Consider the following 14,322-nt stretch of genomic DNA (forward strand, 5'->3'; position numbering starts at 1 on the left):
GGATCAATTAATGCAAGTTCTTCTCATAACAAACAGTTAAACCACTATATAAAAATAGTATTTCATGCAAAATATTATTCAGCATATTGCATCAAAATAGCAGGAAAATCAATAGAAAGTCCTGCATAATTTGCAGGAGACGGAACTCTTCCCTTAAATAATCCCATTGACATATATGCATCTGTAATATAAGCTAACGCAACCTGCCCATCATTCATTAATACAGGAGAAAGAATAATTTTTCCCTGTAAATACAAACCATCATCAGTTTTAGTTATTATTGAGCCGTACATCACTCCTCCTTGCCCATCAGACAAAGCATAATTTTGCTGCTGTGGAGTGGTTATAGCTAAAGCTCCATCTTGATAGGTGACCGCTAAAACAATCGTTGCTCCCAACAGCCTTGTCATTGGTAGCTGGAATATATAGCCATTACCACCCGGATTTTTAACAATTTGAGTATTTTCCTCTAATGAAAGAACTTGATTAATACCAAATGCTGTAGCAACGACTTTCACAACACCTGTCCATTGTCCCAATAAGTCATCAATATCGTACTGCAATAAAGCATATTCAATTTCACGAATGCCAGTAGTCACTTTTACAATGGCCGAACGAATTTTACCAGTGAGATTCTCTGTTGCAATAAACTTAAATCCATCACTCGTCATTTCATAGGATAACCATTGAGAAGCATCTGCTGGAATAGATACCTGAATAGGCAAATTACTCGACATTTCAACAGGGACCTCCTCTGCAGCATCTGTCAATGTGAAATAGGTAGCATCTCTATTATATTTCCAAATAGCTCCTTCCTGCAGTATGGTTGCTTGCTGCGTACTCACACCATCAGTTAAAACGATTTGTGCGCTACGCCCCGGATAACCCGTATTAGCATCTACAGAAATGGAAACTTTATGATCTGCAACTTCGATTACCTGACACCAATCGGCATTCACCGTAGCCGTGACAGTTCCAGTTGCTGCAAATTCGACAGTTCCAGTGCCACCACTAGCTTTCATATCCAAATCTGATTTTATAATTGTCAATTTTACAGTGGCAGCATCGTCATCTGAAGAACATCCTGCAACAAAAAATAAGCAGAATATTATTAAGTATAAATTCAGTATATTTTTCATAATCTAGTTTTTTATTTATTCCTCAACTTTCATAAAGACCATCTCTCCATACATACGTGCCACCCCTTGAACATATGAACTTTGACTATAATCAGGTGCCGAATAGCGGTCGAAGGCCATATAATCAGCTTTTGCACCACCTACTGCTTCGAATACCCCATCATCCTCAAATGTAAATCCAAACGGAGACTGTTGTACATTTGCCACAAAACCAAACATCAGACCTGCCTGATAACTAATATATGTAGGATAAAATCCCATGGCATAACAATATGTAGTACATCCCAAATAATATCCTGATATATAACCTACCTTTTGAGTCTTAAAGGACATAATTCCTTCACCTCTATCATAATCGAGCACTATATCACCAATTAGTCCCTTGAGAATATAACTCTTATTTTCTACATCCTCTATAATAGATATTGGTAATTCTTCGTCTGTCAAATTATTATCTTTATACATCTTGCAGGTAAGAGTATAATTACCTAGATAATCATTATATTTAATATATCCCTCCGGATAAATTCCTTTCATTTTAACGTTAGTTGCCCCCTCGTCAGTACAAGTAAAAAGCTCGGAGGAAGGGTCCCACACAAAATTTTGCACAGTTACTCCTGCCAGTGAAACTGGTTCCCGGAAACGAAAGCCATCGGTTGTAAAAAGGAAAGGAGATTGCTCTTGTACAATGTTACCACCATCATTATAGGCTATAACAAAAGTATAATTACTTCGCTGCGTCATACCAACTAAATTTCCATCAACCAACAACTGATATTGTATAAAGAAAGCATTCTCTTCTACGTCATTCACAGAGTTTATATATGCCTCCCAGTTCAAATCATCCGGAAGCGCATACATTACTATCGTATTTCCATACTTTTTGCCCTGCATTACAATTTTCTCGGCTGAAGCTTCTTTTATAATAAACTCATAATCTCCTTGCAGGTTGGCATTTGGGTTGGAACCTCCGCCTTGTGGCTTGGCATATGCATGAATAAAAGCATTATAAGTGTCGAATGTAAGCATAGTAGCTTCCTCCGATACAACCTTATAAAGAGAGGAAATAGTCTCATCGCCTTCGTATCCTTGAGATGCCATTGTAACTCGCTGACCATCAAACTTGCACAGAAGAGTTATGCCTCCCAAAGCATAGTCCTGACCTATGTAATATTCCATTCTCCAACCATTAGATGCCGATTCTAATAGCTCACTATATTGCTTCACTTCCTCTGTTGCACGGTTCGCTGAAGAATCATCAAAATAATCCTCTTCCTGGAAAAGACAGGATTGCAAACCAAAGCATACAAGAGCCATCAACAAATAAATCATTATATTCTTTTTCATAATCTTCCTGTTTTATTCAATAGTACTTAAATCCAGCTCCGGAATTTCTTGCTGACGCCTTAACACAATCTCACGCAAATCATCTAAATTAATACCCCAAGTTTCAAGCATATAATTGTATACAATAGTAAACTTCTGATTAATAATAGCCGCTCCGGCAGTTCCGGCAACCTTCAGCATATTATCCCAGTAAGCCTGATCGTGAGTAACATACATGGCGATATTCTCTACAAAATCTTCTCTTGCCTCACTCATCGCATATGCCGTCACAAATCCTTCCGGCCATGCATCCGCATCCTCTCGCAAATATGAATTTCCATTTTCAGCAACATAGAAATACCAGTCGGAACCAACATATTTTCCTTCGGTAATGCGATCAAACGATGGGTCATAATTACGCTTCTGATGCAGGATATGTGCAAATTCATGGTGCATCGTCTTAAAGTAATACTCATTCAAAACTTCGATATCGACATTCTCAAAGTCCAGACTGTTCACTTCGTACAATGTTATCTTCTTTCCTCCCTCGGCAGTACCCAACACCTTCGTACCACTGCTATCATAAGCCGGAGAACCTATCAAGTGAAAAGTTTTTGGCACATAAGACCGAAGAAAAGCCGGTCCGGCAAGTTCAGTATATGCCTCCATCCATACATGCTTGATAATCTTGGCCAAAGCAACCGATTTATCGTAATCCGCCGGTACCAGATTATATTTGTGATCACTTTCAATATCTTGCATACGATACTTGAAATCAACGTTATACGGATATGTATAATTAGCAAGCAACCATTCATCAAAACCATTATGTTCCATTGGCTCTGTTGAAAAAATACTATGCTTGGTGTCAATATCATCGCCATTATTACAGGCTCCCCAAAGAATGGGCAAAACAGCCGTTAGTATATAAATATAATATTTCTTCATATTATTTCCTCCTTTTAATTTTCAGTACGTGGATTGGGTTGCATTCCTGCCAGAACTACACTCTTAGGAATTTGCATAGCACGTCTTGCGTCATTTACCGGCATTTCATCTGTTACGACTATATTGTTATTAGCAATAGAACGGCGATAGATAACAATTCCATAACGTTTAATATCCGGCCAGCGCAGACCTTCGTGCAAAGTAGCAATACGTCTCATATGCAGAATGCAGTGAATAAAGTTCTCCTGTATACCTGATTCAATAGTAAAATCAGGCTGAAGCTTTTTCTTGGGAGTCGGATTTTGTGTCGGATTGTAATAATCCATCTTATCATAATACTCATTTATCATCCCCGGAGTTAAAGTTTGCTTATTAGAAGTATATGCTTTCTCCCATGTAGTAAGATCTGCAGCAGCCATTGGATAGTTCTTTTTCAGCGTATAAGCCTCAGCCCTGCAAAGCAAAGTCTCGTCTGTAGAGAAAATCACAGGCATATAATACAGGTAGTCACCAGCATAATAACCGCCCTTTCTCAACATACTGCATTCATAGCCCGATGTTGTAAAAGGCTGCATATACATGCGGTCAGGGATACCCCATAATCCGGAAGAACGTGATGTTTCGTAAGAAGCAATTAACTTATTATGTAGATAACGTTTTCCTGTCATGTAATTACTCAGAATAATACCCCAGTTAGATACGGTACTACCTATCAACAAGTTAGCCTTACTTGTAGAAGCAATATATGCGTCGGGCTGTACATTATCATTAGCAGAGAGTTTTCCCAACGCTTCCCAATCCCGTAATTCGGCAGCAGGATCACTTCCCAACACACGATCTGCATATTTTATCACCTCATCACAATTAGAAAAGTCAGGCTTCATATAATAAAGATAGAAACGTGCAGCAAAAGCATATGCAGCTTTCCTTGTGAAATGATATTTCGGCACAGAATAACTATCATCGGAAATAAGAGCCATACCATCTAATAAGTCCTTCTCAATCTTCTCATAAGTCTCCTGCAAAGTACCCCGCCCGTATTGTGGTTGCACAGTTGTTTCAACTTTAGTCATATAAGGAATACCTAATTCCTGTGATGCATGAGTATTATAAGCATTACAAAAAATATTTGCTAATACAAAATGATTGTACGCCCGACAAACAAGAGCCTCTCCTCGCTGCGGCATCAACGATTCCGGATTTCCCCGTTTCTCAATCTCTTCCAAAGCCATGTTAGCAGAAGCAATAGCTATATAATGGGTTTCCCAAAGATTTGTAGGCGTATCCTGATATTCTTCCTGGGTATCTTTCCAGTTATAGCACTCTTCCTCAGATAACTTATAATAAGAATATCTGGCACTGTTATCGTCGGTATTATCACTATAAAGTTCAAACAGTTCATTCGCAGATCCTTCCGGATAAGCAGAAACAAGCATTTTAGCTATTTTTTGCTCAGAATTCAGCTCCGTCCGGTTATCTGGTAATTCGTCAAGAAAATCATTACAAGAGCTACCGACAATAGCAAGCGTTGCGATGAACAATGGAATATATAATTGATTTCGTCTCATCTTTAATCTTTTTTTTTATTATTAAAATCATTCTCTTACAATCCTAAACGCAGAGTTAATGTAAACTGACGTGGCACCGGTGAAGCTACACCACCAGTATTAAAGAATTCAGGATCTTGACCATTCAATTTCTTATCTGCATAAATAAGGAATAAATTAGTTGCCTGTAACTTCAAAGAAAGATTGGAAATCTTCGCAGCAGAAATCCAGCTCTTAGGAAACTCATAAGAAAGTGAGATTTCTTTCATACGGATAAAATCACCTTTTGCAATTCGCTCTGTAGAATAATTGTAAGCATTGTAAGCTTTATACAATGTTCGGTTTGCTTCATATTGCGGATTACTCAAGATTGCAGGAATATTAGTCTTTGCCTCATCCCCAGAAAGCGTCCAACGATTCTTGAATTCACGAGGCATAGCACTCAAATCGGAATATTTATAATTAAAATATGGATTCAAACGAACAACATTACCAAATGAATAAGTCATGAATACATTGAGTTTAAACCCTTTATATGCAAAAACGTTACCGAAACTACCAGTTATTGTAGGATCTGTCGGACCTTCATATTTCAAATAATCTAACTTCTCACGTTCCTGGAAATTAATATCAGTCGATGTTATATTTCCATTGATATCGAACATAGGAATACCTTTTTCATCCAAACCTGCAAAAGGAATGGAGAAAAGCCCGCGCACAGGATATCCTTCACGTGCAAATCCATTTCCCGAAACAAGTTCCATCATACGAGTACGTCCTCGCAAATCAGTAACTTCATTCTTAGCATGAGAAAAAATAAAATCAGAATTCCATGAGAAGTCTTTCGTTTTAATATTGCTGGTTGAAAGGGTAAATTCAATACCATGTGACTTCATTGTAGCTACATTGGCATATTTATAAATAGTACCTCCCACTCCTTGTGTTGGAATCAACCCAATCAGGTCATAGTTATTGCGCGTGTACCAGTCAGCTGAAAGATTAATGCGATTATTAATAAAACCTACATCCACTCCTATATTCAATTCATGCTTCTTTTCATACGTTAATTCACTATTTTCCAAATCCACTATATGAAGACCCGTTTCTTGAATATCAGTGAAAGGACGATAAGGTGAATAACTCTTAATAATAGCTTGTGAATTTGTTACATCAGCCGGACCACGATCAGCTGTCAATGAGTAAGATGCCTTAAATGTCAAATTTGAAAGCGTTGGTTGAAGTGATTGGAAGAATTTCTCTTCATGAACATTCCACGCTGCAGAAAGATTCCACGTTGGCAGCCAACGAGCAGAACGGCTACGCCCCATTCTATTAGTTCCTTCATAGCGGAAAGTACCATTCAGCGTATAACGTCCGTCATACGAATAAGTAGCATTTGCAAATGTAGCTACACTCCGATATCTAGTATGCCCCATAGAATAATACTTTTCTCCAGTCTCAATACCTTTCTTAAAATACTGATAAACATATGATGGAATCTCACCCATAGAATATTGCATACCCCATCCTTGGAATGAAGAGTTAGAGCGTTGAAGATCATTTACTTCCATTCCTGCAAAAAGATTAGTTATATGCTTTTCTGCAAATAGATGATTCCAGGATACAGTACCACGGAAATCCAGTCCCAACATCTTACGATCTTGACGCTGATAAATACCTCCTTCAGGAAGAATCGAAATAGGTAATGCATATGGGTTATCTGGATTCTTATACAACCAGTCGTTTTCATCACGAATAGTAGCATCGTCCAATCCCGTACGATAAGCAATTGCTTGATTAGAATCATCCATTATATTATGTTCTTGTGATGATGATTGATAACGCACAGCACCCAGCGCACTGACTTCCAGGCCCTGCAACACCTTCCATTTCAACTCCCCCTGGAACTTTACATCAACAACATTCAACTCAATAAAATTATTGTCCAATTCACGGAGAATATTAAATGGAGCATAATTAGCCACATAATCTGTATTAGGGTCTAATGTACGCGAAGTATTCAGTGCGTATGAATAGGGGTTGATATCAAAATCACGTGTAACCTGACCTGCCGCAACGTCCAATGATGAGTTCATGGTACCTGGTGCATTCTGTTTACGGTAAGAAGCACTTGATATCAAATTTATGCTTAGGTTCTTTAAGATATTATAAGTCGTATTCAAATTGGCTGTATAACGTTTCACTTCACTCTGCTTATACCATCCCGGATCAAGCATGGCACTCAATGACGCATAAAAAGATGATTTATCAGAACCTGAAGTAATACTTACAGAGTGATTCTGTGAAATATTATTTGAGAATAATACATCAAACCAGTCGGTATTACGCATTTCGGCTTCGGTCAAATAAGCATTACGTGCTTCTAAAGTATTCATCAGCCCAAATTGACCATTCGTTTCATTAAACTGGTCGATCAGTTTATACATACGTCCGTACACACCTGAATTCTTTGCACGAAATAAATCAGCACTATTCAACCAACCTTTTTGCTCCAATTCTTTATATATTCCCATTTGCTCCTGAGAATTCATAATATTGAACTCTTTGTATGAGGGCACCATACGCGTAGTAAACTCACCCGTATAATTAATTTTGCTGACTCCGGCTTTACCTTTCTTTGTAGTAACAACGATTACACCTGCCATTGCACGTGCACCATAGATTGAGGTTGCTGAACCGTCTTTCAAAATCTGAAAGCTCTCAATATCATCGGAATTTAAACCAGCAATAGCCGAACTAATCAGAGTTTCAGCATCACCAGAAGATAAATCATCAGGTCCCACATCAATAGCATCTTCCATAATAACTCCATCCACCACCCATAATGGTTTGGAGCTACCATAAATGGAGGTAGCACCACGTACACGAATTTTAGGAGCAGTACCAAACGTACCGGATACGTTCTGGACTGACACACCCGCAGCACGCCCTTCAAGTCCACGGCTAATATCAGGGAGACCATCCAATTTTACATTATCAGCTGTTAATTGTTGAGTTGCACCAGTAAAAAGGCGTTTGTCCATTTTTTGCATGCCGGTTACCACTACTTCCTCCAGAACTTCTGCATCTGGTTTCATCAGAATTCTTATCGTTCCTGCTTTTATGGGGACCTCCTGAGTTTTCAATCCGATATAGCTAATCTTCAAAGTTCTAGCAGAACTTGGTACATCGTTTATGGTAAACTTACCATCGATATCGGTGACTGTTCCCATCGTTGTACCTTTCACTAATACGGATGCTCCCACAACAGGCTGATCATCTTCCTCAGAAATGACGACACCTGTCACCTTTTTAGGTGTTTGGGCAATCACTAGACCTATGCTTGCCAGCAAGCAGGCCAATAACAGCATTAATTTTCTTTTCATAAACACTCTTTATTATTATAAGAATTAGTAAGTCGCTTATTTTCGCTTAGTGCTATTTTGCAAATATAAGCACATATTTATAAATACAAAACAATTATTCAAAATAAATTTGAAAACTATTGTAAATACATTATGATAGTTATGAAGATAAATATATATCATCAAACTATCATAATGTCACATTTATGTCAGCCTGTGCAAATTTAGCCTTGTTCAAATAATCATTATGTCATCTAAACACTTCCTTTTTATCTTTAACTAAGCCTTGAATAATATAAAAATTATATTAGATATAAATAATTAGTATGAAAATAGGTTATAGGAGAATATGATACAATTATGTGTTACGTAAAAAAGAGAAAATAAAATAAGTTCTGCTAGAACTTTGAAAATTAGCTACATTGGAATGAAAACTCAGGAGATTCCTATCAAAACAGGAACAATAAGAATTCTGATGAAACCAGATGCAGAAGTTCTGGAGGAAGTAGTGGTAACCGGTATGCAAAAAATGGACAAGCGCCTTTTCACGGGAGCTGCAACAAAACTTGATGCAGAAGGCGTAAAACTTAATGGCATGGCAGATATCAGCCGTGGTCTTGAAGGGCGTGCTGCGGGTGTGTCAGTCCAGAATGTATCCGGTACATTTGGTACAGCTCCCAAAATCCGCGTTCGCGGTGCTACCTCCATTTACGGTAGTTCCAAACCATTATGGGTAGTGGATGGAGTTATTATGGAAGACGCTGTAGAAGTCAGCGCTGATCAACTATCTTCAGGCGATGCTGAAACTCTGATTAGTTCGGCTATTGCCGGTCTGAACGCAGATGATATTGAAAGCTTTCAGATTTTGAAAGACGGCTCAGCAACCTCAATCTATGGTGCACGTGCAATGGCAGGTGTAATCGTTGTTACTACAAAGAAAGGTAAAGCCGGAGTCAGTAGAATAAGCTATACCGGTGAATTTACTACCCGTTTAGTACCAAGCTACAATGACTTTAACATCATGAACTCGCAAGATCAGATGGGAGTATACAAAGAAATGCAACAGAAAGGCTGGTTAAATTTCGCTGAAACCTCCCGAACTGCAGAAAGTGGTGTATACGGAAAGATGTATCAGTTAATTAACACATACGATCCTACTACCGGACAATATGCGTTATTAAATACTGACGAAGCTAAAAATGCCTATCTACGTGAAGCTGAAATGAGAAATACCGATTGGTTTGACACACTTTTCTCTCCCAGTCTAAGTCAGAATCATTCTGTAAGTCTTAGCTCTGGTACAGAAAAGTCATCGTTCTATGCTTCTTTAAGTGCTATGCACGATCCGGGATGGTACAAGCAAAGTGGAGTTGATCGCTATACAGCCAACTTAAATATGAATCATAATATCTTAAAGAACCTAAGCATAAACTTGATATCAAGTGCTTCTTATCGTAAGCAAAAAGCACCGGGAACTTTAGGACAAGACATTGACCTAGTAAACGGTCAGGTAAAACGTGAATTTGACATCAACCCCTATTCATATGCATTGAATACTTCACGTACATTAGACCCAAACACTTATTACACCAGCAACTATGCTGATTTCAACATTCTGAACGAATTGGACAACAATTACATGGAACTGAACATTGCAGATTTAAAGTTCCAAGGCGAGTTGAAATGGAAACCAATTACCGGATTAGAGCTAAGCGCTTTGGGAGCCGTGAAGTATCAATCAACTTCACAGGAGCACAACATTAAAGACCAGTCAAACCAGGCATCGGCTTATCGTGCAGGTCTAGATGACAAGACAATTATGGACCGCAATCCATTTCTTTATAAGAACCCAGATAATCCATATGCACTACCGATCTCTATCTTACCGGAAGGTGGTATTTATCAACGTAGAGACTATAAGATGCTAGGTTATGACTTCCGAGCTACAGCTAGTTGGAACCACGTATTTAATGATATACATATCACTAACTTCTTTGCAGGAACAGAAATCAACTCTACAGACCGATCAAAGAATTACTATCAAGGGTGGGGTATGCAATACTCAATGGGCGAAATACCCTACTATGTATATGAATTCTTCAAAAAAGGTATCGAAGACGGCAATAATTACTACTCATTGAGTCAGACCCGTAGCCGTAGTGCCGCCTTCTTCGCCAATGCTACCTACTCTTATAAAGGTCGTTATACTGTGAATGGAACAGCCCGCTACGAAGGTACTAACCGTATGGGTAAGAGCCGCTCGGCACGTTGGTTACCTACATGGAACGTATCAGGAGCATGGAATGCCCACGAAGAAAAATTCTTCAGCAATTTAACTTCTGTTCTTTCACACTTTACACTGAAAGCATCTTATTCGTTAACAGCCGACCGCGGTCCGGCAGACGTAACAAACTCACAGGCTATTATAACCAGCTATAGTCCTTATCGACCATTTACTTCTATCCAGGAGTCCGGATTGTATATTAAGGAACTAGAAAATAGCGAATTAACTTATGAAAAGAAGCACGAGTTGAATATTGGTGCCGACATGGGCTTCTTGAATAACCGCATTAATTTAGCTGTAGACTGGTACAAACGTAACAACTACGATTTGATTGGTATCGTTAATACACAAGGCGCAGGTGGACAGATCCTGAAGTATGCAAATATCGCTTCAATGAAATCACATGGTATTGAATTCACTTTATCAACTAAGAATATTAAAACAAAAGATTTCAACTGGAACACCGACTTTATATTCTCTAATGCAAAAAATGAAGTCACTGATTTGAAACAAAATGCGAATGTGATGGAGCTTATTTCCGGTAATGGATTCGCTAAACAAGGCTATCCGGTTCGTGGGCTATTCTCTATCCCATTTGTAGGTCTCGACAAAGATGGTATTCCAGTCATTATAAATGAAAAGGGCGAAGCGACTAGTACCGATATAAATTTCCAGGAACGCCAAAATACTGGTTTCCTGAAGTATGAAGGTCCGACTGATCCTACCATTACAGGTAGTTTGGGTAATATGTTCTCATACAAAGGTTTCCGTTTGAATTTATTTATCACTTATTCATTTGGAAATGTTATCCGTTTAAATCCCGTATTCAAAGCATATTATTCGGATCTAACGGCAATGACTCGTGAATTTAAAAATCGATGGACACTCCCCGGAGACGAAGCAAAGACTAATGTTCCTGCTATTTTGAGCAAACGTATGTACGACAGCAATGAAGACTTGAAGTATGCCTACAATGCTTACAATTATTCAACAGAACGCATTGCAAAGGGGGATTTTATCCGTCTGAAAGAAATCTCACTGGCTTATGACTTCCCCAAAGCATGGATCAACCCATTGAAGTTAACAGACCTCTCGCTGAAAGTCCAAGCCACCAACCTTTTCTTAATCTATGCGGATGATAAGCTAAATGGTCAGGACCCGGAATTCTTTAATGCAGGTGGTGTTGCCTCACCGGTTCCCCGCCAATTTACTATTACTTTAAGACTGGGGTTATAATTTAAAATAAGAACGAATATGAAGAAATACATAATAATGGCCAGTGTGGCCGCGCTCGCAATAGGGCTCTCATCGTGTTCTAATTTCTTAGATGAGCTTCCCGACAATCGTACCGAGCTGAATGAAAACAATGTTGGCAAAATATTACTTTCCGCCTATCCTACTACAGCAATCTGTGAGATGGGGGAAATGTCATCAGACAATACTGATGCTTATCCGAATCGCTTTTCTTCTTTCAACCGTTTGCAAGAAGATCTCTATAAGTGGGCAGACTCTGCAGAACAAGATCAGGACTCTCCCCATGCACTTTGGGAATCTTGCTATATGGCAATCTCTGCCTGCAACGAGGTTTTGAAAGTGATTGAAGACGCAGGAAATCCAGCTTCTCTTAGCGCTGAAAAGGGAGAAGCCCTAGTATGTCGCGCCTATGCTCATTTTTTACTTGCCAATATATTTTGTAACGCTTATAGCAGCCAAGCAAGTTCAGACTTGGGTATCCCCTACATGAAAACGATAGAGACAACCGTAAGCCCTGATTATCAACGCGGAACTCTAGAGGAGGTATACCAAAATATTGAGAAAGATCTATTGGAAGGTCTAGATCTGGTTACTGATATTTATGCAGTCCCCAAATATCACTTTACAAAGAAAGCAGCTCAAGCTTTTGCTGCCCGCTTTTACTTGTACTATGTAAAATCGGATAAATCCAATTACACTAAGGTGATCGATTACGCAACAAAAGTATTAGGAAGCAATCCAGCCACCTCTGTACGCGACTGGAAATCTTTGGGTGCACTAGACATAAATGGCAGTGTTCAGCCAAATGCTTATGTAGATGCAACGAATGGCGCTAACTTATTATTGGTCAGTGCAGGTTCTTATTGGGGATATGTTCATGCACCTTATGGACTAGGCGAAAGATACGCCCATGGACCGAAAGTAGGCAATGAGACATGCAATTCCGTCGGTCCTTGGGGAAGTGACTATTATATGGGTGTTTGGAGTAACTCAAGTGCACTGCCGACCAAAATCGTTGTTATGAAAATAACTCAATATAAAGAAGTGGTTGACGCAGTAGCCGGAACAATCAACGGACACATGATCAATGCAGCATTTACTACAGATGAAACATTACTCTGTCGTGCAGAAGCTTATGCGATGAAAGAAATGTATCCACAGGCAATTGCTGATTTAAATATATGGCGAGAAGCATACACACGTTCTACTACCCCGCTTACCACAGAATCTATAAACGATTTCTACGGAAGCATGGAATATTACACTCCTACTGAATCTACAGTTAAGAAAAAATTGAACCCCGACTTTACTATAACAAATGAAACACAGGAAAATGTAATCCACTGCATACTTCATGCACGACGTTTAACAACTTTACATGAAGGGTTACGCTGGCAGGATATTAAACGCTACGGTATTACTATCTATCGTCGTTTAATGAATGATAATGGTACTATTACCGTCACAGATAAGCTGGAACCCAATGATCCTCGTCGAGCAATACAGATACCGAGCGATGTTATTTCAGCCGGATTAAAACCAAACCCTAGAACTAAATAAAAATCGATAAGTTATGAAAAAATATATAATATATACATTGATCGTTACTATAGCCGTTTTTTTAGGCTCATGTAATAAAGATGATATTGATACCAAACGCAGTATATTTGATCCTACTGAAGTTTATGAGCCCAACGAGTTTGACAAATGGCTACTTGACAACTATGTTTACACTTATAATATCCAGGTGAAATATCGTCTGGATGACAATGAAACGGATGTAGAATATCATCTGGTTCCAGCCAAGTATGACAACGCAATTACATTGGCTAAGATTGTAAAATTTGTATGGATGGAAGCTTATGACGAAATATGGGGAATTGACATGACCCGTACGTATGTCCCTAAACTACTCCAATTCATTGGAAATGTTGCTTATACCGAGTCAGGTATGATCCTCGGACAAGCCGAAGGAGGAATGAAAGTAACCCTGTTTCGTGTAAATGAAATAGATAAAAACAATCTCAGTGTAGCTCAATTAAATGAGTACTATTTCAAGACAATGCATCATGAATTTACACATATTCTTAATCAGAAAAAAGCCTATGATACATCATACGATCGTATATCGGAATCCGACTACGTAGGTTCAAGCTGGTATAGGGTATCTGAGTCGGTTGCTCTGCAAAAAGGATTTATCTCTCCTTATGCAATGGACCGTGCTACGGAAGATTTTGCGGAGATGGTTGCTATTTATGTCACCAATGACGCTAGTACTTGGGAAGATATGCTAGCAAGTGCCGGCACAACAGGAAGACCGATCATAGAAAAGAAATTTGAGATTGTATTTGATTACATGCTCAATTCCTGGGGACTTGATTTAGACAAATTGCGCGAAATTGTTTTGCGCCGGCAAAGTGAAATTACCGAATTAGATTTAAGTACGCTTTAATAATTGT

The 14,322-nt window shown here is 38.8% G+C and carries 8 protein-coding genes; 3 read left to right on the top strand and 5 right to left on the bottom strand.

Going from position 1 to position 14,322, the window contains the following annotated elements:
• Positions 1–74: 74 nt before the first annotated feature.
• From DW640_RS05050 to DW640_RS05070, 5 genes are read right to left on the bottom strand one after another with little or no spacing between them, the layout of a single operon-like run.
• The gene (locus DW640_RS05050) at positions 75–1,139 is read right to left on the bottom strand and encodes a BACON domain-containing protein (protein ID WP_048698138.1); all 1,065 of its coding nucleotides are present in this window, start codon (positions 1,137–1,139) and stop codon (positions 75–77) included.
• Between the two features lie 15 nt (positions 1,140–1,154).
• Complete coding sequence (locus DW640_RS05055) at positions 1,155–2,486, bottom strand: DUF4302 domain-containing protein (RefSeq protein ID WP_032850617.1); 1,332 nt, start codon at positions 2,484–2,486, stop codon at positions 1,155–1,157.
• 12 nt (positions 2,487–2,498) lie between these two features.
• A complete protein-coding gene (locus DW640_RS05060; RefSeq protein ID WP_008762851.1) occupies positions 2,499–3,413 on the bottom strand; it encodes a putative zinc-binding metallopeptidase in 915 nt (304 codons plus the stop codon).
• Positions 3,414–3,427: 14 nt separating this feature from the next.
• Positions 3,428–4,981 carry a RagB/SusD family nutrient uptake outer membrane protein gene (locus DW640_RS05065; protein WP_008767465.1) on the bottom strand — a complete coding sequence of 518 codons (1,554 nt, stop codon included), beginning with the start codon at positions 4,979–4,981 and terminating at the stop codon, positions 3,428–3,430.
• Positions 4,982–5,016: 35 nt separating this feature from the next.
• Positions 5,017–8,346, bottom strand: a complete 3,330-nt coding sequence (locus tag DW640_RS05070) for a SusC/RagA family TonB-linked outer membrane protein (protein WP_165360391.1) — start codon at positions 8,344–8,346, stop codon at positions 5,017–5,019.
• Between the two features lie 367 nt (positions 8,347–8,713).
• Between DW640_RS05070 and DW640_RS05075 the strand changes: the two genes are divergently transcribed.
• Genes DW640_RS05075 through DW640_RS05085 form a run of 3 tightly spaced genes read left to right on the top strand, consistent with a single transcriptional unit; the run spans position 8,714 to position 14,315 of the window.
• Positions 8,714–11,845: a SusC/RagA family TonB-linked outer membrane protein gene (locus tag DW640_RS05075; RefSeq protein WP_072067222.1), complete on the top strand. Its 3,132-nt coding sequence runs from the start codon at positions 8,714–8,716 to the stop codon at positions 11,843–11,845.
• Between the two features lie 18 nt (positions 11,846–11,863).
• Positions 11,864–13,423: a RagB/SusD family nutrient uptake outer membrane protein gene (locus DW640_RS05080; protein ID WP_008762846.1), complete on the top strand. Its 1,560-nt coding sequence runs from the start codon at positions 11,864–11,866 to the stop codon at positions 13,421–13,423.
• 13 nt (positions 13,424–13,436) lie between these two features.
• Positions 13,437–14,315, top strand: coding sequence for a putative zinc-binding metallopeptidase (locus tag DW640_RS05085; protein ID WP_008762845.1), 879 nt, complete (start codon positions 13,437–13,439; stop codon positions 14,313–14,315).
• The last annotated feature ends 7 nt before the right edge of the window (positions 14,316–14,322 follow it).

The sequence above is a fragment of the Bacteroides sp. AM23-12 genome (assembly GCF_003434395.1).
Taxonomy (GTDB): Bacteria; Bacteroidota; Bacteroidia; order Bacteroidales; family Bacteroidaceae; genus Bacteroides; species Bacteroides thetaiotaomicron.

Excerpts from the sequence above, each read along its gene's own strand:
- DW640_RS05050 (WP_048698138.1), bottom strand. The coding sequence starts at position 1,139 with ATGAAAAATATACTGAATTTATACTTAATAATATTCTGCTTATTTTTT.
- DW640_RS05055 (WP_032850617.1), bottom strand. The coding sequence starts at position 2,486 with ATGAAAAAGAATATAATGATTTATTTGTTGATGGCTCTTGTATGCTTT.
- DW640_RS05060 (WP_008762851.1), bottom strand. The coding sequence starts at position 3,413 with ATGAAGAAATATTATATTTATATACTAACGGCTGTTTTGCCCATTCTT.
- DW640_RS05065 (WP_008767465.1), bottom strand. The coding sequence starts at position 4,981 with ATGAGACGAAATCAATTATATATTCCATTGTTCATCGCAACGCTTGCT.
- DW640_RS05070 (WP_165360391.1), bottom strand. The coding sequence starts at position 8,346 with ATGAAAAGAAAATTAATGCTGTTATTGGCCTGCTTGCTGGCAAGCATA.
- DW640_RS05080 (WP_008762846.1), top strand. The coding sequence starts at position 11,864 with ATGAAGAAATACATAATAATGGCCAGTGTGGCCGCGCTCGCAATAGGG.
- DW640_RS05085 (WP_008762845.1), top strand. The coding sequence starts at position 13,437 with ATGAAAAAATATATAATATATACATTGATCGTTACTATAGCCGTTTTT.